The following is a 19,228-nucleotide window of genomic DNA, read 5'->3' on the forward strand; positions in this document are numbered from 1 at the left end:
AGCCTCGCGCGCCGTGGCGAAATGTCGCGATCTATAGGTCCCCCAGGGACGGAATGTCGCAGGTCGGAGACCGCAATTTTTACCTGAATTTAATCGCCAAAATCGCACGCTCAGGGCGAGATATAATTTCGAATTTCCAAAACTATATCTTCTTTGGGGCGGTGTAGTGTCGAAAAATTCAAAATTATACTTGAAATTCTCTGACGACGTGACCGTCGCCAATATAGCGGTTGCGTATGACAGGATCTGCTCGGTATTCGAGTGTGACGGCGACGTCGAGATCGACGTCGACGAGCTCGGCGAAGCGGATCTGACCTTCGTTCAACTGCTCGAGTCCGCCCGGCGCGCCGCCGCCGAAGAAGGCCGCCGGCTCGATCTGAGCCGTCCCGCGCACGGCGCCCTACTGCAAGTCCTTCAACGGGGCGGCTTCCTGGATCCCGAGGACCGGGATCGATCCGAATTCTGGCTTCACGGGGCGAACTCACAATGACCGCGATCCTTACCGTCGACGACTCGGCCAGCATCCGCGCGGCCATCAAGATCGCCCTCACCGGCGAAGGCTATAACGTGTCCGAGGCGTCTCATGGCGCGGAGGGCCTCGATAAGGCCTCCGCCGGCGGCTTCGACCTAATCGTCACCGACCTGAACATGCCGGTCATGGACGGCCTGACCATGATCCGGGAACTGCGGCGGCGTCCCGCCGGCGCGGGCGTGCCGATCCTGTTCCTGACCACCGAATCCGACGGCGAGGTCAAGGCCCAGGCCAAGGCCGCCGGCGCCACGGGTTGGCTGACCAAGCCGTTCGATCCCGACCAGCTCGTGCGCGTCGTTCAGAAGGTCCTGGCCAAATGAGCGGCCTCGATCCCATCGAGACATTCCGCCAGGAAGCCCAGGATCTGCTGGAACAGGTCGAGCAGGGTCTGCTCGACCTGGCGCGTCGTCCCGGGGATCGAGGGCTGATCGACGCGGTGTTCCGCGGGCTGCACACCCTGAAGGGCTCCGGCGCCATGTTCGGCTTCGACGCCCTGGCGGCCTTCACCCACCATTGCGAAACCGCCTTCGACCGCGTCCGCAAGGGCGAGGTCCCGGCCTCGCCACGACTGGTCGCCGCGGTGCTGGCGGCGCAGGACCACATGCGGGCCCTGGCCGAGAGCCGTCCGGTCGTCGACGGCGCCGGCGAGGCGCTGCTGGCCGAACTGCGCGCGGCGGTGGAGGGCGGCGAGGCCGAGAGCGCCGCTCCCGCGCCGGTCGCTCCGGGTCTCAACACCTTCCGGATCCGCTTCAGCCTGCCGGCCGACGCCCTGGTCAACGGCGCGCGTCCGCTGCCCTTGCTGGACGAGCTGCGGGACCTGGGCGAGGCCCGCGTGCGGGCCATCACCGATCAGGTGCCGCCGCTGGGCCAGTTGGTCCCCACCGAGTGCCGGCTGGCGTGGGAGGTCCTGCTGACGACTCAGCACGGCCGCGACGCGATCGACGACGTCTTCATCTTCGTGATCGACGAGATGACCCTGGAGGTCGAGGACCTGACCCCGGTCGCGGTCGTGGCCGAGGACGCGCCCGTCCTGGAGGCCGGCGTCGCCAGTCCCGACATGCCGCCAGCCGCCAACGCCGCGGGCGAGACCGGCCGCGCGCAGAAGTCCGGCGACACCGTGCGGGTGCCGGCCGAGCGGCTCGACGAGATGATGGACCGGGTCGGCGAGCTGGTCATCGCCCAGTCCCGCCTGAAGCAGCTGGCGGCCTCCAGCAGCGACGTCGCCCTGCGCGCCGTGGCCGAGGAGATCGAGCGCCTGGCCTCTGAGATGCGCGACACGATGATGATCGTGCGCATGGTGCCGATCGCCCAGCTGTTCGGTCGCTTCCGCCGCCTGATCCACGACCTGGAACGCGACACCGGCAAGCAGATCGAGCTGCTCACCGAGGGCGAGACGACCGAGCTGGACAAGACGGTGATCGAGCGTCTCGCCGATCCGCTGATCCACCTGATCCGCAATTCCGCCGACCACGGCCTCGAAGGCGCCGAGCAGCGGCTGGCCGCCGGCAAGCCGGCCGTCGGCAAGATCATGCTGGCCGCGCGCCAGTCGGGCGCCGAGGTGGTGATCACCATCACCGACGACGGCCGGGGCGTGGATCGCGCCCGCGTCCGCGCCAAGGCCGAGGAGAACGGCCTGATCCAACCGGGTCAGACGCTGAGCGACAACGAGCTGCTGCAGTTGATCTTCGCGCCGGGCTTCTCGACCGCGGCGGCGATCACCAACCTGTCCGGCCGTGGCGTCGGCATGGACGTCGTCAAGAAGACCATCGAGGGCCTGCGCGGGTCGATCGAGATCAGCAGCACCCCCGGCGAGGGCTCGGTGGTCTCGCTGCGCATCCCGCTTACCCTGGCGATCATCGACGGCCTGCTGGTTCGCGTGGGCGCCGGTCGCTACGTGATCCCGCTGGGCACGGTCGAGGAGTGCGTCGAGCTGACGCCCGCCCAGGACGCCCGCTCCACCGGCCGCAGCCTGATCACCCTGCGCGACGAACTGGTGCCGTTCATCCGCCTGCGCGAACAGTTCGCGACAGGCACGCCGCCCGATCCGCATCAGAAGATCGTGGTGGTCTCAACCGGCCGCGAACGCGTGGGTCTGGTCGTCGACCAGATCCTCGGCGACCACCAGACCGTCATCAAGCCGCTGTCCAGCTTCCACGCCGACATCGGCGCCTTCTCGGGCGCGACGATCCTCGGCGACGGCGGCGTGGCTCTGATCATGGACATCCCCGCCCTGGTGGCCGCCGGTCAACGCCAGGACGCGCAACTGCGCGCCGCAAGCTGATCGGGGAGCAAGGACAATGATCGCCGATATGTCCCAACAGTCGATCGAGGCCCTGACCTTCGACCTGCGCGGCGAGACCTTCGCGCTCGAGGCGGGTCTCGTACGCGAGGTGCTGGACCTGTTGCCGGAGACCGTGGTGCCCGGCGCGCCGAGCTTCGTGAGTTCCGTGATCAACTTTCGAGGTCGAGTCATTCCGTTGGTCGATCTGCGTGTCGCCTTCGAAATGGACGTCGCCGCCCCGACCATCGACAGCCGTATCGTGGTCATCGAGTACGACGTCGCCGGAGAGCCGATGCTGATCGGCCTGCGCGCGGACAAGGTCCACGAGGTTACCTCGATCGACCGCGCGATCACCGAGGATGTCCCGCGCGTCGGCCTCAGGTGGCGCTCCGAGTTCATCCAACTGCTGGCGAGGCGGGACGGCGACGTGATCATCATCCCCGACCTGGATCGCATCTTCGCGGTCGGGGCGCAGGTCTCCAGCGTTGTGGCGTCTCCCCTTCCATCCTTAGCTTGAGCCGAGGTTCACCGTGCGCTTGACGATCAAGTTAAAGCTTATCGCGACTTTCGCCGTGCTCATCGCGATGATGGGGGCCGTGGTCTTCGTCGGCATCAGTCGAATGTCGACGCTTAACAGCGCGATCTCTGACTTAATCGCCGGGCCGGTCGTCAGTTTGAGCGCGGCGCAGACCCTCGATGGCGATCTCGGCCGCATGCTGCGCTACGAGAAGAACATGGCCCTCACCGAGGACCTGGAGCTGACTCGCAAGTTCGACGCCCAGTCGACTGAAATGGCGGCCAAGATCGACGAGGCGGTTCGCAGGGAGAGCGCCCGCGCCGAAGGCGAGGCGAAGGCCGACTGGAGCGACGTCGCGGCGAAATGGGCGGAATACAAGGCGATCAACGCCCAGGTGCGGCAACTCGGCCTAGCCAACCGCAACGCCGAGGCCGGCGCGCTGTCGATCAACCGGTCGCGCGTCGTCGCCAACAGCCTGACAGAGTCCCTGGTCAAGATCGTCGACCTGAACAAGGCGGCGATGAAGAAGGCCGACCAGGACACCAACTTCATCTACGCCAACGCGCGAAACACGCTGATCGCCACCGCCGTCTTGGCTTTGCTGATCGCCTTCGCGGGCGCGGCCTGGATCTCGCTGATCATCACCCGAGGCTTCAAGCAGATCACCGAAGCCTTGGACGCGGTCGCCATCGGCGACCTGAACCAGGAGGTTCGCGTCGCGGCCGACGACGAGATCCGCGACCTCGTCAATACGGTCAACAGAATGACCGCCAACCTGCGCGCCTCGGCGGAGCTGGCCGACAAGGTGTCGGAGGGCGATCTCACGGTTCAGCCCAAGCCGCTCTCCGATAAGGACACGCTGGGCCTGGCGCTGGAACGGATGGTCGAGCGTCTGCGCGGCGTCGTCGCCGATGCGATCTCGGCCTCCGAAAACGTCTCTTCCGGCAGCCAGGAACTGTCGGCGACCGCCGAGCAGATGAGCCAGGGCGCCAGCGAGCAGGCCTCGGCCGCCGAGCAGGCCAGCGCCTCGATGGAAGAGATGGCGGCCAACATCAAACAGAACGCCGACAACGCCAGCCAAACCGAAACCATCGCCCGCAAATCGGCGATAGACGCGGAAACGTCGGGTCAGGCGGTCGGCAGCGCGGTCGACGCCATGCGGACCATCGCCGAGAAGATCTCAATCGTTCAGGAGATCGCACGTCAGACGGATCTGCTGGCCCTGAACGCCGCCGTCGAAGCCGCTCGCGCTGGCGAGCATGGCCGGGGTTTCGCGGTGGTCGCCTCCGAAGTCCGCAAGCTGGCCGAGCGTTCGCAGGCCGCCGCCACCGAGATCAGCACGGTGTCGTCCGACACTGTAAAGGCGGCGCAGTCGGCCGGCGAGATGCTGACCGCGCTGGTGCCGAATATCCGCAGGACCGCCGAACTGGTCTCGGAGATCAGCGCCGCGTGCCGGGAGCAGGACATCGGCGCAAGCCAGATCAACCAAGCCATTCAGCAGCTGGACAAGGTCACTCAGCAGAACGCTTCGGCCTCCGAGCAGATGTCCACGACGTCCGAGGAACTCGCCGCTCAGGCCGAGGAGCTGCAGACCTCGATCGGCTACTTCCGCCTATCGAACACCGCGCAACTCGCGCGCAGGCCAGCGCCGGCGGTCGCCCCCGTCGTCCGGCTGCCCGCCAAGGCCGCCAAGCCGGCTAGCGCCAAGCCAACGCGCAAGACCGCGCCCCGCGCCGTGGCCGCCCAACAGGCTCGCGCCCAGGGTTTCGCGCTGGATCTGAGCCAGGGCGGCCCCGACGCCGACGACCAAGACTTCACCGGATACTGATCGGCGGGACGCCGAACGCGGACCACGAGAAGGGAAGAGAACCATGCGCTTCACGATCAAACTGCAGCTCGGCCTCGCTTTTGGGCTGATCATAGCGTTGTTGGTTACCTCCACCCTGTTCAGCCTCGGAAGCCTTTCGACGGCCAATCGCGAGATGAACGCCATGGTCGAGGGGCCGGCCGTCCGTCTGCAGGTGGCGCAGCAGATGAACATTCACATGCTGAACGTGGTCCGGTTCGAGAAGAACATGGTCCTGGTCGACGACCCTGAGCAGGTGAAGAGCTTCGAAGCCTCGATCGAAAAGGAAAAGACCGCCTTCCAGGCGCTGTTGACCAAGGTCGAGGGCATATCCACAGCGGAGGATAAGGCGAAGTGGCAGGCGCTCGGCGGCGCCTGGGAACGCCTGCTCGCCGCGCACGCGCAGGTTTACGACTTGGCGCTCGCCAACAAGGACGCTGCGGCGACGGCGGTCTCGATGAACGATGGGCGCAAGGCCGTGACCGACGCTTCCAGCCTGGTGCAGGAATTGGTCGATATGTCCCAGGCTCAGCTCAATGGCGCCACTGACAGGGCCGAGAGTCAGTTCGCTCAGATCCGCAACAGCTTGATCGGACTGGCGATCGTGTCGCTGCTGGTCGCTGTCGCCGCCGCGATCTATATCGCCAGGGTCGTCGGCAAGGGCCTCCATCGCGCGACCGAGGCGGTGCGCGCCGTCGCGGACGGCGACCTCAACAACACGATCGCCATCGAAACGCGCGACGAGATTGGCGAGCTTCTAGGCCACCTGAACATGATGATCGAGCGCCTGCGGGGCGTGGTCGGCGACGCCGTCGCGGCCTCGAACAACGTCTCGACCGGCAGTCAGCAGCTCTCGGCGACCGCCGAGCAGATGAGCCAGGGCGTCTCCGAGCAGGCCGCCGCCGCCGAACAGGTTTCGGCCTCGATGGAAGAGATGGCCGCCAACATCAAGCAGAACGCCGACAACGCCAGCCAGACCGAGAAGATCGCCCGTCAATCGGCTCGCGACGCCGAGGTCTCGGGCCAGGCGGTCGGCAACGCGGTCGAGGCGATGCGGACCATCGCCGAGAAGATCTCGATCGTGCAGGAGATCGCGCGCCAGACCGACCTTCTGGCCTTGAACGCCGCGGTCGAGGCGGCCCGGGCCGGCGAGCACGGCCGCGGCTTCGCGGTCGTCGCCTCGGAGGTGCGCAAGCTCGCCGAGCGTTCGCAGGCCGCCGCCACCGAGATCAGCGCGGTGTCCTCCGACACCGTGAAGGCGGCCCAGCAGGCCGGCGAGATGCTGACCGGCCTCGTGCCGAACATCCGCCGGACGGCCGAGCTGGTCGCCGAGATCAGCGCCGCCTGCCGCGAGCAGGACATCGGCTCCAGCCAGATCAACGAGGCCATCCAGCAGCTCGACAAGGTGACCCAGCAGAACGCCAGCGCCTCGGAAGAGATGTCGGCGACCTCCGAGGAACTGGCCGCCCAGGCCGAGGAGATGCAGGCCTCGATCGCCTATTTCCGCACCGAGGCGGCGGCGACGCATCGTCCGCCGGCGCGCAAGCCCGCGCCGCCGGTCAAGCGCGCGCCGCCGGCGGCGGGGACGAGCGCCCGCAAGCCGATGGCGCGAACCCCCGTCGCCGCCCAGCAGGCGCGCGCCGCCGGTTTCGCTCTCGACCTGACCAGCGGCGGCCCCGACTCCGCCGACGCCGACTTCAAGGAGTACGCCTCGTGATCGGCTCGTCCGAAAACCAATTCGTCACCCTGGGCCTCGGCGCCGAGGTCTTCGCGGTCCCCGTCGCCTACGTCCGCGAGATCCTGGACTACGCCAAGCCCTTCGGGATCCCCGATGGCCCCGCCTATTTGCTGGGCCTGACCGATGTTCGCGGGCGCGGCGCCCCGACCCTGGACCTGCGCCTCAAGCTGGGCCTGCCCGCGGTTCCGCCGGACGGCGCGACGCGGATCCTGGTGGTGGACGTGCCGGTCGAGGAGCGGACCTTGTCGCTGGGCCTCGTCGCCGATCGCGTGATCGAGGTCATCGCCATCGCGGACGAGCAGATCGAGGCCGCGCCGGACATCGGCGTGCCCTGGCGCTCGGACTACATCCGGGGCGTGGTGCGCCGCGACAGCGGGTTCGTGGTGATCTTCGACCTGGGCCGGCTGCTGACCAGCCAGGACGCCGCCTACATCGCCCAAGCCGCCTGATCGCCCAAGCCTCGCGGTCGCTAAGATCGCCGAGGATCCAAGTCGAGGATTTCCGTGTCGCAAGCCGCTCTCGCCCTGCAGCCGGTCGCCCCCGGCGACCCCCTCAGCGCGCGAAACTTCGCCCGTCTGGCGGAGTTCATCCACAGCTACAGCGGCATCAAGATGCCCTCCAACAAGCAGACGATGCTGGAGGGCCGCCTGCGCCGTCGCATGCGGGCGCACGGCATGGACGACGTCAACGCGTACTGCCGATTCCTGTTCGAAGAGGGCGGCCTGGACGGCGAGACGACGTATCTGATCGACGCGGTCACGACGAACAAGACCGAGTTCTTCCGGGAGCCCGTCCACTTCACCTTCATGGAGAAGACGGCCCTGCCTCGGCTGGCCAAAAGCCGTGGGCACATCAATGTCTGGAGCGCCGCGGCGTCGACCGGCGCCGAGGCCTACACCCTGGCCATGGTGCTGGACGAGTTCCGTCACGCGCATCGCGTCGACTATTCGATCCTGGCCACCGACATCTGCACCGAGGTGCTGGACCAAGCCATCGCGGGTCGCTATCCGGAAGCGATGATCGAGCCGGTGTCGACGTCGCGTCGCCAACGTTACGTGATGCGCGCCAAGGACCCGGGTCGCGGCGAGGTCCGGATCGTTCCGGGGCTCCGCAGCAAGGTCGCCTTCGGCCGTCTCAACCTGATGGACGAGACCTATCCCGTGGAGCGGGAGATGGACATCATCTTCTGTCGCAACATCCTGATCTATTTCGATAAGCCCACCCAGGCCAAGGTCCTGACGCGCCTTTGCCGTCACCTCGCGCCCGACGGCTATCTGTTCCTGGGGCACTCGGAGTCGATCGTCGGGATCGACCTGCCGGTTCGACAGGTCGCCAACACCATCTTTCAGAAGGGTTAGGCCTTGGCGGCGAAAGTACGCGTCCTGATCATCGACGACTCCGCCACGGTCCGGCAGACCCTGGCGTCGGTGCTGGAGTCCGATCCGCTGATCGAGGTCATCGGCGTCGCCTCCGATCCGTTCGTGGCCGCCCGCCGGATCCGCGACGAGATTCCCGACGTCATCACCCTCGACGTCGAGATGCCGCGCATGGACGGGATCACCTTCCTGCGCAAGCTCATGGCCCAGCATCCCATTCCGGTGGTGATGTGCTCTTCGCTGGTCGAGGCCGGGTCCGAGACCCTGCTGCAGGCTCTGGAAGCCGGCGCGGTCGACATCGTCCTCAAGCCGAAGATGGACGTCGCCGAACACCTGCTGGAGTCGCGGATCCGCATCTGCGACGCCGTCAAGGCCGCCGCCAGCGCGCGCGTCACGGGGGCGCGCCGCGCGCCTATTCCCGTCCCCCGCGTCGGACGCGACCCCGAGAAGAAGCTGACGGCGGACGCCATGCTGCCGCCGCCCACGGGCAGGGCGATGGCGCGGACGACCGAGACGATCGTCTGCATCGGCGCCTCGACCGGCGGCACCGAGGCCTTGCGCGCGGTCCTGGAGCAATTGCCCCCCGACTCGCCCGGCATCGTCATCGTGCAGCACATGCCCGAGAAGTTCACCGCCTCGTTCGCCAAGCGGCTGGACAGCCTCTGCGCCGTATCGGTCAAGGAGGCCGAGGACGGCGACACCGTGCTTCGCGGCCGCGTGCTGATCGCGCCGGGCAACAAGCACACGCTGCTCGAGCGCAGCGGCGCGCGCTACTTCGTGTCGGTGAAGGACGGCCCGCTGGTCACGCGCCACCGGCCGTCGGTGGACGTGCTGTTCCGTTCGGCGGCGAAGTCCGCGGGCTCGAACGCGGTCGGCGTCATCATGACCGGCATGGGCGACGACGGGGCGCGCGGCATGAACGAGATGAAGCAGGCCGGGGCCTTCACGATCGCGCAGGATGAAGCTACCTCGATCGTGTTCGGCATGCCCAAGGAGGCCATCGCCATGGGCTGCGTCGATCGCGTCGCGCCCCTGCAAGCCCTGGCCAAGGAAATCATCAAGGCCTCGTCGCGCTAAGCGGCTGGGCCCCGCCGGGGCCCGCCCCGCGCGCCCCTAAAACTAGCCAGCGTTACAGCCTCGGCGGGTTATCGGCGGGTCAGAAGAGGACGTCTTCGTCCTGGGCGGCCTCGGCGGCGTCGGACGCTTTGGTCGTGGGGACCTGGCTCAGCCCGGCCGTCACGGCGGCGTGGACGTCGCGCTCCTGGACCATGGTGTAGCTGCGGGCCAAGGTCGCCAGCATCGGCGACAGGACCGGCATCAGATCGTCAACGTCGGCCTCGGAGGCCGATCGCTCAAGCTCGGCGACCGCGTGGTCCAGGTGATCGCCGACCTGCCGTTGGAAATCGAACCGCGCGGCGGCGCGCTTCAGCATGTCGATGACCTCGGCGCCTTGCCGGGCGGCGTCGACGAGATCGCCCTCGACGGCGTCGCCGGTGGCGCGGATGCGGTCGACGGCGTCGCGCAGCGCGCGGGCCGCGGCCGTCGCCCCGGCCTGTCCGGCCGTATCGGAAGGCGCGTCGGCGGCGGCGCGGACCGACTCCAGCGTCGTCAGCGTGCGCGCGGCCGAGGTCTCCAGGTGCCCGGCGTGCGCGCGAAGCTCGACGGCGATGACCCCCAGGGGCTTGCCGGTCTCGCCGATGCGGGCGCATTTCAGCGTCGTGTTGAGCGCCATCATCTGCACGTCGGCGCGCATGTTCTGGATCGCCTCGACCTGGACCACTAGGTCGCGGGCCGAGTCCGAGGCGGTTCGGCTGGCGGCCTCGGCCTGGCGCGCGCCGGCGTCGATGTCGTCGACCAGGGTGAACGCCTCGCCGACGCTGGTCTCCAGGTCGCGCAGGAAGCTGCCGCCGCCCTTCTCGCCGCCGCCCTGGGCGTGATCGCGCAGGCGCAGGATCTCGCTGGCGTCGCCGGAAATCGCGGCGACCGCGCCGCCGATGCGCGTCACGTCGCGGTGGAAGTCCTCGGCCGTCGAGGCCAGTTGGGCGGCGAGCAGCTTGTGCCAGAAGCCGGTCAGGCGCTCCCGGGCCTCGTCCGACAAGCCGCGCGCCTCGTCGGCGCCGGCCAGCAGGTCCAGGCCGTGCTGCACGTGCTCGATCCGCTGGCGGGTGATGTCGCCGATCTGGAGGGCGGCCAAGGCGCCGCCGATCTTCTTGCGGACGTCTCGCGTCAGTTCGCTGACCCGAGCCGTGATCCGCGCGATATTCGCCTGGTGTTCGGCGATCGAGGCGCTCTGCGCTACCAAGGCGTCCGGCACGGCCGGCAGCAGGCCGTCGCAGCGGCGGCGCAGTTCGTCCTCGTTCGTCAGCGCCGCGCGCAGCGCCCCGTCCAGCGCGCCGAGATCCGCCCGGAAGGCGTCCAGCTGCGTGCGGCCCAACTCGATGCAGTCGCAGATTTCCTGCGCGAAGATCGCGAACTCCGGCCCGGCGGCGGCGATCCCGCCCGACGTGATCTTGATGTTGACCCCGAAGACACGCAGGTAGGCCAGGTGCTGGCGCATGTCCTCGATGCAGCCCGCGAGCTCGTCCCCGGTCCGCACCAGCGCGGCGAGGTGGTCGCGACGCTCGACGAGCGCGGCGGGCAGGTCGCGCAGGCGCGCCGAGGCCTCGCCCAGCTGACGGGTGGCGGCCGCCACCTCCTGGCCTTCCAAGCCCTCGCGCATCCGATCCAGCGCGCCGATCAGCGCGCTCGCGCCGTCCACCACGCGCGAGAGCACGTCGCCGACCTCGAGAAACCGTCCTTCGATCGCGCCGCGCGCGGCCTCCAGGCGGGCGCGCGCGCCGTCGCGCTCGGCCGACGAAGAGGGCGTCGTGGAATAAGCCAGGGACGAAAGGGCCATGGAGCCGCCTGAGATCATGGACCCGCACGATGATCTCGAATGTGCGAATTTCACGTAAAGACGCCCCGAAACCATCGGTGCGGCGGCCGTCGCCTTCAGAACATTGACAGGGCGCGCGATAAGATTAGGCCGCGAAGGATCCAGAAAATAGGCCGGCTCGTCGATGTGACGATCAAGAAACGGCCTTCTCGAGAAAAAGAAGGGTTAACGACATTGTCCCGCGGTTGTGCGGTCGCGAGCTTTTAGGTAAAGGCTTTGTAAACATCGGGGCCACCCGATGGGCATAGAATGGTGGGGACCCTGTGCTTGTTGTTTCCAATCCGTCGGCGGATCAGCCGAGCGGTACGCTGAGCGTGTCGCCCGTCGCGCAAGATCCGCTGAAGCGAGCGCTGGACATACTGGTCGCGGGGGGCGCGCTGCTCTTCTTCGCGCCCTTGCTGCTGCTCGTCGCCGTGTTGATCAAGTTGGAGACGCCGGGTCCGGTGTTGTTCCGACAGACGCGCGGGGGACTGAACGGTAATCCGTTCACGATCTACAAGTTTCGCTCGATGCGCTGCCAGGAGAACGGGGCGCGAGTCGTTCAGGCGCGCCGCGACGACGACCGGATCACGCCGATCGGTCGGGTTCTTCGCAAGACCAGCATCGACGAGCTGCCGCAGCTTCTGAACGTGCTGCGCGGCGATATGTCGCTGGTCGGGCCGCGCCCTCACGCGCTGGCGCACGATGAGCAGTACGGGGCCATCATCGCGAACTATCGCCTGCGCTTCCGCGCGCGGCCGGGACTGACGGGCCTGGCCCAGATCAGGGGCCTGCGCGGCGGCACGAGCGCGCTGGAGGCGATGGCCGCGCGGGTCGAGGCGGACAACGCCTATATCGAGCAGTGGACCCTGGGCGGCGACGTCAAGATCCTGCTCCTGACCCTGCCGCACCTGCTTCTGGCCGAGAACGCCTACTAGATCGCGCGGCGCTCGGTCGCGGACCCCCGAGCCCGGCGTCTCGACGGGATCGAGGCCGGGCCGGTGGCGTTCCGTAACCAAGAAGCCCTGAATTTCGCGCGCCGACAGTGCGACCGCCGAAAGCGTCAAAAGGCTCGCGGCGCGCCCGCCCGCGCCGACGGTCGGTCCTACCGCCGACCAAGGCGCGCGCGGGGACGAAAGGTCTGCGACGCCCCGCGACATATTTTTCGCCAAGGCGAAGCTTCGAAATCCATCCACCGGCCAACCAGAGCCGTATAGTGGTCATGCATGCGACTCGACAGGCCAATGCTAAACGCCAAGGTTCTCCGCCGGTGAGCCTGACCCCCGCCGCCTGTAACGCCTTGCTGCTGCGCGTCGGGCGTGAGCGAGACCGCGACGCCTTCGCGGCGCTCTTCCAACACTACGCGCCGCGCGTGAAGACGTTGCTGATCAAGAGCGGCTCCGCGCCGTCGGCGGCCGAGGAGCTCGCCCAGGAGGCCATGCTGGCCGTCTGGCGCAAGGCCCACCTCTATGACCCGGCGCGGGCCTCCGCCGCCGCCTGGATCTTCACGATCGCCCGCAATCTCAGGATCGACAGCCTGAGGCGCGGGTCGTCCACCCTTTATGAAATGGACCTGGCCTTCGGCGCCGAGGATCCGCCGCAGCCTGACGCCATCCTCAGCGGCGCGCAGGACGCCCAGACCGTCCGCGCGGCGATGCGGACGTTAAATCCGGAGCAGGCTTTAGCAATTGAAATGGCGTTCTTCCAGGAACAGACCCACTCACAGATATCGGAGACCCTCGGTGTACCGCTGGGCACCATCAAGGCTAGGATTCGGTTCGGTATGATGAAGCTTCGCGCCATCATTGAACGGGAGATGGGAGGCGCCGCATGAGCGCCCGCCGTCAGCCCAGCGAGGAGCGTCTGCTCGCCTTCGCCGCTGGGACGCTGAGCGCGCCGGAGTCGGTGGTCGTGGCCACCCACCTGGCCCTGCGGCCCGAGACCCGCGCCTGGACCGAGCTGGGCCAGGCCGTCGGCGGGGCGGTGCTCGATGATCTCGAGCCCAGCGTTCTGGGCCTTGAGGCGCTCGACAACACCCTGGCGCGTCTCGACACCCCTCCGCCCGCCGCGACGCCGGCCCCGCGCAACGCCGATCCGAGCCTGCCCGCGCCCCTGCGCGGCTTCGAGCTTGGCCCCTGGCGGTGGATGGGTCCGGGCGTGCATGTGCGCAACGTGCTGGGGCCGCGCGACGGCGCCTGCCGCGTGATCCTGCTGCGCATCGCTCCCGGCCAGTCGACCCCGCTCCACACGCACGGCGGCGTCGAGCTGACCTGCGTGATCGAAGGCGCCTACGCCACCGAGGAGGGCGTGTTCGAGCCGGGCGACTTCGAGGAAGCCGATCCCAACATCACCCACCAGCCGCGCGTGGTCTCGGACAAGCCTTGCCTCTGCGTCGCCGCCCTGGATGGCGAGATCGTCCTGCCCGGGCGCTTGGGCAAGCTGCTCGCCCCCTTCGTGCGGCTCTAGGGCGTGGTCCGGCCCGAACCGGGCGCGCTGCGCCTGGTGCTGGGCGATCAGCTCTCCGACGCCTTGTCGGCCTTGAGCGACCTCGACCCCGCGCGCGACGTCGTGCTGATGGTCGAGAGCCGCGCCGAGGCCACGGCTTGGAAGCACCACAAGCAGAAGCTGGTGCTGGTCTGGTCGGCGATGCGGCAGTTCGCCGAGCGCCTGCGGGCGCGCGGCGTTTCTGTGCGCTATGTCGCGCTGGAAGACCCGGCCAATACGGGCTCGATCGACGGTGAACTGCGCCGAGCGCTCGCCGATCGGCCCTTTGCTCGCGTGGTGCGCACCGCTTGCGGCAAGTGGGGCCTGGAACAGAAGCTGCTGACCCTGGACCTGCCGGTCCCGATCGAGACGCGCGAGGACGACCGCTTCATATGCTCGCGCGCCGAGTTCGCGCGCTGGGCCGCCGACCGGCGCGAGCTGCGGATGGAGTTCTTCTACCGCGAGATGCGGCGCAAGACCGGCCTGCTGATGGACGGCGACCAGCCGGCCGGCGGCCGTTGGAACTTCGACGCCGAGAACCGCCGCAAGCTGCCGCCGGGCCTGCGTCCGCCGGAGCGCCTGCGCATCCCGCCCAATCCGACCACGCGAGCCGTGCTGGACCAGGTCGCGCGCGGCTTCGACGATCATTTCGGCGATGTCGAGGGCTTCGGCTGGCCGACCAACCCCGAGGAAGCCCGGGCCGCGCTGGACCATTTCCTGGCCGACATGCTGGCGGGCTTCGGCGACTGGCAGGACGCCATGAGCTGGCAGCGGCCGTTCCTGTGGCACGCCCTGATCTCGCCGGCCTTGAACATCGGCTTGCTCGATCCGCTGGAGACCTGCCGCCGCGCCGAGGCCGCCTGGCGCGAAGGCCACGCGCCGTTGAACGCGGTCGAGGGCTTCATTCGCCAGATCCTCGGGTGGCGCGAGTTCGTGCGCGGCGTCTATTGGCTGAAGATGCCCGAATATGGCCAGCGCAACGCGCTGGACGCCCAGGGCCAGCTGCCCTGGTTCTACTGGACCGGCGAGACCGACATGGCCTGCGTCGCCGACACCGTCCGCGCCGCCCGCGACCACGCCTACGCCCACCACATCCAGCGGCTGATGGTGACCGGCAATCTGGCCATGCTGCTGGGCGTGCATCCCGACGCGGTCGACGACTGGTACATGGTGGTGTTCGCCGACGCCTATGAATGGGTGGAGATGCCCAACACCCGGGGCATGGCCACCTTCGCGGACGGCGGCATCGTCGGCTCCAAGCCCTACGCCGCCAGCGGCGCCTATATCGACCGGATGAGCGACTATTGCCGGGGGTGCCGCTACGACGTGAAGGCGCGCCTAGGCGACGAGGCCTGCCCGTTCAACGCCCTCTATTGGGATTTCATCGACCGCCACGCCAAGACCCTGGCGGGCAACGGTCGGATGATGATGCCGCTGCGCACCCTGGAGAAGATCGGCGAGGCCGACCGCGAGGCGTTCCGGCGCAGGGCGCGGAACCTGCGCCGGGCCATGGGCGTCACCTAGAACGTGATAGCCGAAAGCGTGAGCGGTTTCGGCGGCTAGGCCGCGAGCGAGGTCGCGGCGGCCTTCATGCGGCGATAGGTCGACGACAGGGTCGTCAGCGCCAGGGCGAAGGCCGACCCCGAACGCAGCGCGCGTTGGGCCTCGAAGAACTGCCCGCGGTTGATCAGTTCCGCCACCTCGCCGGCGCGCGCGTGAAAGTCGCGGTGCGCTTCCAGCAGGCCCATGAACGCATGGTTCCCGGCCCAGCGCCGCGCGCCCTCGCCGTGCAGCCAGCAGCCGGTCGCGCAGAGGCGATCGGACTTGAAGAGCTTCGGATCGACGGACCGTTGCTCGGAAATGGCCGCGCCGAGCGTCTCGCGGATTTCGGTGTGTTGGAGTGCTTCGTCCTGAAAATCCATGACCAAACCCCTCTGGTTCAATCCCGCTGAGATTGTGGCGCAAGAGGGTTTCCGATCGGTTGTCGAACGGTGTTCATCCACAGCGAATATGGCTGACGCGATGAGGCCGCGAGGCGCGCGTCCCGCCGTCCGCGGCTTCCACCAGGCGTCGACCTTGACGTAGTAGAGCGGGGAATCCGCCCGCTCCAGGAAACGGGATTTCTCTGAATGTCGCGAACCCTTCTCGTGGCCCTCGCTCTGCTGCTGACGCCGTTGGCGGCGGCGGCCGAGACTTCCGTCGCGCCGTCGACGACCTATCGCGCCGTCTCCAGCGGCGACGCCGTCCAGGACCGCCTGTTCTATCTCTTCACCCTGATCCAGGCCGAGCCGAAGCTTGCCGCTCAGTTGGACCAAGATCCGGCGCTCGCGGCCCTCGCCGCCGAACGGCGCTCGCGCTTCTCGCGTCAGCCGGACTGCGCCACGACGCCGGCCTGCTTCATGGCGGCGTACCAATGGACCGACGCCGACATCGAGGCCGTCGCCAAGGTCTTCAAGGCCCGCGCCGGCGAGGCGCTCTGGCGCGCGAAGCTGGTCGCGCCGATGCGCGCGTCCGGCTACTTCATCCGCTACGCCGACCGCGACGACGGCGAGCTGCTGGCCTTGGCCTGGCGCGACGCGGCCAACGGCATGAACCAGATCATCCGCGTCTACGGCCAGGGCGAGACGCCGCGCTATCCGGCGATCGACTCGATCAATTTCGACGTCAAGTCGCCCTCGTTCGCCAGTCTGGTCGCCTCGCTGCACGCGGTGACGGCCGAGGTGACCGATCCTTCGCTCGCCGGCCCCAGCCTGCGCTTCGCCCGCGGCCTGCTGTACGTCAACGCGCGTGAGGACGCCGGCCGGTTCTCGCCGGCGGAGGATCCGGAGAACCGCGAGACGGCGCGTTTCCTCAAGCACGTCAATTTCCGCAAGTACCGCTACTCGGCGCTCCTGGTGCTGGGCGACGGGCCCGACACGCCCGAAAGTCGGCTGGGCGCGTTCGGCAAGCTGCGGGTGATGACGGCGGTCCGGCGCTGGCGCGAGGGCCTGGCCCCGGTGATCATCGTCTCCGGCGGCAACGTCCATCCGGCCAATACGCCCTATAACGAGGCCATCGAGATGCGCCGCGAGCTCATGGAGCGTTACGGCGTCCCGGCCAAGGCCATCCTGGTCGAGCCGCACGCCCGGCACACCACGACCAATTTCCGCAACGCCGCGCGCCTGATGCATCGCTATGGCGTGCCTTTCGACAAGGACGCTCTGGTCGTCACCAGCGAGAGCCATAGCCTCTATGTCGAGGGACCCGCCTTCGCCGAACGCTGCCAGAAGGAGCTCGGCTACATGCCTTTCCGCTTCGTCGCCCGCGTCTCGCCGTTCGACGTGGCCTTCCGGCCGCTGGCGGAGTCGTTGCAACTGGACGCTCAGGACCCGCTCGATCCGTGAGGCGTGCTGCGGCGCGGGGCGTTCGCCAGTCACGACGGCCTGACGAGGACGGGGCCGTGGCGTTCCAGCCGAGCGCCTCAATCGAGGCTCTATTGTTTTCCAGGAAGTGGTCGGGGCCCAAAGCTGGATCGCTTTGGGCCCCGATGGTGCCGCCGGGCAGGATTGAACTGCCGACCTCAGCCTTACCAAGGATGCGCTCTACCACTGAGCTACGGCGGCGACGAGGAGGGGGCGTATAGCGAGGAGAATCGCGAACGCCAAGCCCAAAATCGCCTTGACCGAAGAACTTTGTCGCCGCACGCCCGGCGCATGCCGATCAGCGACGACAAGACCGCGCGCGAGGCCAAGCTGGCCGAGGCGCTCCGAACCAATCTTCGCAAGCGCAAGGCCGCGGCGCGGGCCGATCCGGGCGGGATCGACCCGGCGGTCGCGGCGGCCGAGACCGCGCCCAGGCCGTACCATGCCGTTCGCAGGCTGCTGGGCGTCGCTCATCGAGATGGACGCCGCGCGGATCTCGTCCTGGAGCTGTCGACGCCGTTCGCGGTTCCCGGCGGCGAGGGCTGGGCGGTCGCGGTGCGGCTCGTGGGCGGCGACGGCGCGTTCGACGGCGAGCACGGCAAGGCGGCCTTCGGGCGCGACGGCCTGGCGGCGACGCGGGCGGCGATCGAGCTGGCCCAGGTGGCGCTGGACCTGGCCAGCACCGCCTATGATCTTCGCTGGCCCGACGACGAGCGGCCCTACGATCTGTCCGCGCCGATCTGAGCGCGCGCGATTTCCTGGGCGCAGGCCTTGCAAGCCCTCTTGCAACGGATAGAACGCGCCCCTCACATGTGGATCGCGCGGCGCTCCCCCACCGTCGCGCGTTCGAGGGACCTGAATGGATCGCATCGCCATCACCGGCGGCGCGCGGTTGAACGGGACGATCCCGGTCAGCGGCGCCAAGAACTCGGCCATCAAGCTGATGGCGGCCAGCCTGCTCACCGACGAGCCGCTGCGCCTGACCAACATGCCGCGCCTGGCGGACACGCGGTTCCTGGGCAAGCTTCTGAGCCGTCTGGGCGTCGAGGTCGTGGAGCGCGACGGCGCCGACGGCCAGGAGACGGTCCTGCACGCCGCCGAGATCACGAGCGGCTTCGCGCCCTATGATTTGGTCCGCCAGATGCGCGCCTCGTTCAACGTGCTGGGACCGCTGGTCGCCCGCTCGGGCCAGGCCAAGGTCTCGCTGCCCGGCGGCTGCACCATCGGCGCGCGGCCGGTGGACCTGCACCTGCAGGCGCTGGAGGCGCTGGGCGCCAAGATCGACCTGCACGAGGGCTATGTCTACGCCCAGGCGCCGCGCGGCCTGAAGGGCGCGGAGATCACCTTCCCGATCGTGTCGGTGGGCGCCACCGAGCACGCCATGCTGGCCGACGGGACGACGGTGATCCACAACGCCGCCTGCGAGCCGGAACTGGCCGATCTGCAGGACTGCCTGAACGCCATGGGGGCCAAGGTCTCGGGCGCCGGCACGCCGACCATCACCATCACCGGCGTCGCGCGCCTGGGCGGCGCGACCCACGCGGTGATCCCCGACCGGATCGAGATGGGCACCTATGCCGTGGCCGCGGCCATGGCCGGCGGCGAGGTTCGCCTCAGCAACGCGCGTCCGGGCCTGATCGACGCTCTGCTGCGCAAGCTGGAGGAAGCCGGCGCCGGCGTCGAGGAGACCGCCGACGGCGTGATCATCCGTCGGAACGGTTCGCGCTTGAACGCGGTCGATATCGAGACGGCGCCGTTCCCGGGCTTCGCCACCGACCTGCAGGCCCAGTTCATGGCGCTGATGACCACGGCCAACGGCGAGAGCCGGATCCGCGAGACTATCTTCGAGAACCGCTTCATGCACGCGCCGGAACTGATGCGTCTGGGCGCGGACATCTCGGTGTCCGGCGGCGAGGCCCGCGTGCGGGGCGTCGAGCGGCTGGAGGGCGCCGAGGTCATGGCCACGGACCTGCGCGCCTCGGTCAGCCTGGTGATCGCGGGCTTGGCGGCCCGAGGCGAGACGATCGTCTCGCGCATCTATCACCTCGATCGCGGGTTCGAGCGCCTGGAAGAGAAGCTGGGCGCCTGCGGGGCTCAGGTCCGTCGCATCAAGGGCGACGGCGAGCCGGAGCTCTGAGC

Annotated in this window: 18 protein-coding genes and 1 tRNA gene; 16 read left to right on the forward strand and 3 right to left on the reverse strand. The window is 68.5% G+C overall.

What is annotated here, in order from left to right; translation table 11 throughout:
* Positions 1-190 precede the first annotated feature (190 nt).
* From Q0V34_RS05830 to Q0V34_RS05870, 9 genes are read left to right on the forward strand one after another with little or no spacing between them, the layout of a single operon-like run.
* Positions 191-490, forward strand: coding sequence for an STAS domain-containing protein (locus Q0V34_RS05830; protein WP_297509132.1), 300 nt, complete (start codon positions 191-193; stop codon positions 488-490).
* Complete coding sequence (locus Q0V34_RS05835) at positions 487-852, forward strand: response regulator (protein WP_297509135.1); 366 nt, start codon at positions 487-489, stop codon at positions 850-852. Before Q0V34_RS05830 ends, Q0V34_RS05835 begins: the two co-directional genes overlap by 4 nt.
* Positions 849-2,813 (forward strand): chemotaxis protein CheA, encoded by a 1,965-nt coding sequence (locus Q0V34_RS05840; RefSeq protein ID WP_297509138.1) that lies wholly within the window; start codon positions 849-851, stop codon positions 2,811-2,813. Before Q0V34_RS05835 ends, Q0V34_RS05840 begins: the two co-directional genes overlap by 4 nt.
* A 16-nt stretch (positions 2,814-2,829) precedes the next feature.
* Positions 2,830-3,330, forward strand: a complete 501-nt coding sequence (locus Q0V34_RS05845) for a chemotaxis protein CheW (RefSeq protein ID WP_297509141.1) — start codon at positions 2,830-2,832, stop codon at positions 3,328-3,330.
* 13 nt (positions 3,331-3,343) lie between these two features.
* Complete coding sequence (locus Q0V34_RS05850) at positions 3,344-5,158, forward strand: methyl-accepting chemotaxis protein (RefSeq protein ID WP_297509144.1); 1,815 nt, start codon at positions 3,344-3,346, stop codon at positions 5,156-5,158.
* Positions 5,159-5,201: 43 nt separating this feature from the next.
* On the forward strand, positions 5,202-6,893 hold the full coding sequence (locus tag Q0V34_RS05855; RefSeq protein ID WP_297509147.1) for a methyl-accepting chemotaxis protein: 1,692 nt from the start codon (positions 5,202-5,204) through the stop codon (positions 6,891-6,893).
* Positions 6,890-7,363, forward strand: a complete 474-nt coding sequence (locus Q0V34_RS05860) for a chemotaxis protein CheW (RefSeq protein ID WP_367272038.1) — start codon at positions 6,890-6,892, stop codon at positions 7,361-7,363. The genes Q0V34_RS05855 and Q0V34_RS05860 overlap by 4 nt, the downstream gene beginning before the upstream one ends.
* 54 nt (positions 7,364-7,417) lie before the next feature.
* Entirely contained in the window at positions 7,418-8,272 is an 855-nt protein-coding gene (locus Q0V34_RS05865) for a protein-glutamate O-methyltransferase CheR (RefSeq protein WP_297509150.1), read from the forward strand.
* 3 nt (positions 8,273-8,275) lie between these two features.
* Complete coding sequence (locus tag Q0V34_RS05870; protein ID WP_297509152.1) at positions 8,276-9,367, forward strand: chemotaxis response regulator protein-glutamate methylesterase; 1,092 nt, start codon at positions 8,276-8,278, stop codon at positions 9,365-9,367.
* Between the two features lie 79 nt (positions 9,368-9,446).
* Here Q0V34_RS05870 and Q0V34_RS05875 read toward each other — a convergent pair whose 3' ends face one another.
* On the reverse strand, positions 9,447-11,186 hold the full coding sequence (locus Q0V34_RS05875; RefSeq protein WP_297509154.1) for a hypothetical protein: 1,740 nt from the start codon (positions 11,184-11,186) through the stop codon (positions 9,447-9,449).
* A gap of 302 nt (positions 11,187-11,488) precedes the next feature.
* Between Q0V34_RS05875 and Q0V34_RS05880 the strand changes: the two genes are divergently transcribed.
* The 4 genes from Q0V34_RS05880 to Q0V34_RS05895 all read left to right on the forward strand — a co-directional run bounded on the left by Q0V34_RS05880 (position 11,489) and on the right by Q0V34_RS05895 (position 15,212).
* Positions 11,489-12,142: a sugar transferase gene (locus tag Q0V34_RS05880; protein ID WP_297509156.1), complete on the forward strand. Its 654-nt coding sequence runs from the start codon at positions 11,489-11,491 to the stop codon at positions 12,140-12,142.
* A gap of 332 nt (positions 12,143-12,474) precedes the next feature.
* Positions 12,475-13,038: a sigma-70 family RNA polymerase sigma factor gene (locus Q0V34_RS05885; protein WP_297509159.1), complete on the forward strand. Its 564-nt coding sequence runs from the start codon at positions 12,475-12,477 to the stop codon at positions 13,036-13,038.
* Positions 13,035-13,670 (forward strand): ChrR family anti-sigma-E factor, encoded by a 636-nt coding sequence (locus Q0V34_RS05890; protein ID WP_297509161.1) that lies wholly within the window; start codon positions 13,035-13,037, stop codon positions 13,668-13,670. The genes Q0V34_RS05885 and Q0V34_RS05890 overlap by 4 nt, the downstream gene beginning before the upstream one ends.
* Positions 13,671-13,673: 3 nt before the next feature.
* Positions 13,674-15,212, forward strand: coding sequence for a cryptochrome/photolyase family protein (locus Q0V34_RS05895; RefSeq protein ID WP_297509164.1), 1,539 nt, complete (start codon positions 13,674-13,676; stop codon positions 15,210-15,212).
* Positions 15,213-15,247: 35 nt separating this feature from the next.
* On the opposite strand, the gene Q0V34_RS05900 is transcribed toward Q0V34_RS05895, so the two are convergent.
* The gene (locus tag Q0V34_RS05900; protein WP_297509166.1) at positions 15,248-15,610 is read right to left on the reverse strand and encodes a CZB domain-containing protein; all 363 of its coding nucleotides are present in this window, start codon (positions 15,608-15,610) and stop codon (positions 15,248-15,250) included.
* Between the two features lie 207 nt (positions 15,611-15,817).
* Between Q0V34_RS05900 and Q0V34_RS05905 the strand changes: the two genes are divergently transcribed.
* Positions 15,818-17,071: a YdcF family protein gene (locus Q0V34_RS05905; RefSeq protein WP_297509168.1), complete on the forward strand. Its 1,254-nt coding sequence runs from the start codon at positions 15,818-15,820 to the stop codon at positions 17,069-17,071.
* Positions 17,072-17,215: 144 nt separating this feature from the next.
* On the opposite strand, the gene Q0V34_RS05910 is transcribed toward Q0V34_RS05905, so the two are convergent.
* A tRNA-Thr gene (locus Q0V34_RS05910) sits at positions 17,216-17,290 on the reverse strand.
* Positions 17,291-17,359: 69 nt separating this feature from the next.
* On the opposite strand from Q0V34_RS05910, the gene Q0V34_RS05915 reads away from it, so the two are divergent.
* Both Q0V34_RS05915 and murA read left to right on the forward strand, forming a co-directional pair.
* Positions 17,360-17,833: a hypothetical protein gene (locus tag Q0V34_RS05915; RefSeq protein ID WP_297509171.1), complete on the forward strand. Its 474-nt coding sequence runs from the start codon at positions 17,360-17,362 to the stop codon at positions 17,831-17,833.
* A 115-nt stretch (positions 17,834-17,948) separates the two neighbouring features.
* Positions 17,949-19,226 (forward strand): UDP-N-acetylglucosamine 1-carboxyvinyltransferase, encoded by a 1,278-nt coding sequence (murA, locus tag Q0V34_RS05920; protein WP_297509174.1) that lies wholly within the window; start codon positions 17,949-17,951, stop codon positions 19,224-19,226.
* Positions 19,227-19,228 lie beyond the last annotated feature (2 nt).

Source organism: uncultured Caulobacter sp. (assembly GCF_947036865.1).
Classification (GTDB): domain Bacteria; phylum Pseudomonadota; class Alphaproteobacteria; order Caulobacterales; family Caulobacteraceae; genus Caulobacter.

Bases quoted from the DNA above. Each gene is read 5' to 3' on its own strand.
- Q0V34_RS05835 (WP_297509135.1), top strand. From the start codon at position 487: ATGACCGCGATCCTTACCGTCGACGACTCGGCCAGCATCCGCGCGGCC.
- Q0V34_RS05840 (WP_297509138.1), top strand. From the start codon at position 849: ATGAGCGGCCTCGATCCCATCGAGACATTCCGCCAGGAAGCCCAGGAT.
- Q0V34_RS05890 (WP_297509161.1), top strand. From the start codon at position 13,035: ATGAGCGCCCGCCGTCAGCCCAGCGAGGAGCGTCTGCTCGCCTTCGCC.
- Q0V34_RS05875 (WP_297509154.1), bottom strand. From the start codon at position 11,186: ATGGCCCTTTCGTCCCTGGCTTATTCCACGACGCCCTCTTCGTCGGCC.
- Q0V34_RS05855 (WP_297509147.1), top strand. From the start codon at position 5,202: ATGCGCTTCACGATCAAACTGCAGCTCGGCCTCGCTTTTGGGCTGATC.
- Q0V34_RS05905 (WP_297509168.1), top strand. From the start codon at position 15,818: ATGTCGCGAACCCTTCTCGTGGCCCTCGCTCTGCTGCTGACGCCGTTG.
- murA (WP_297509174.1), top strand. From the start codon at position 17,949: ATGGATCGCATCGCCATCACCGGCGGCGCGCGGTTGAACGGGACGATC.
- Q0V34_RS05900 (WP_297509166.1), bottom strand. From the start codon at position 15,610: ATGGATTTTCAGGACGAAGCACTCCAACACACCGAAATCCGCGAGACG.
- Q0V34_RS05845 (WP_297509141.1), top strand. From the start codon at position 2,830: ATGATCGCCGATATGTCCCAACAGTCGATCGAGGCCCTGACCTTCGAC.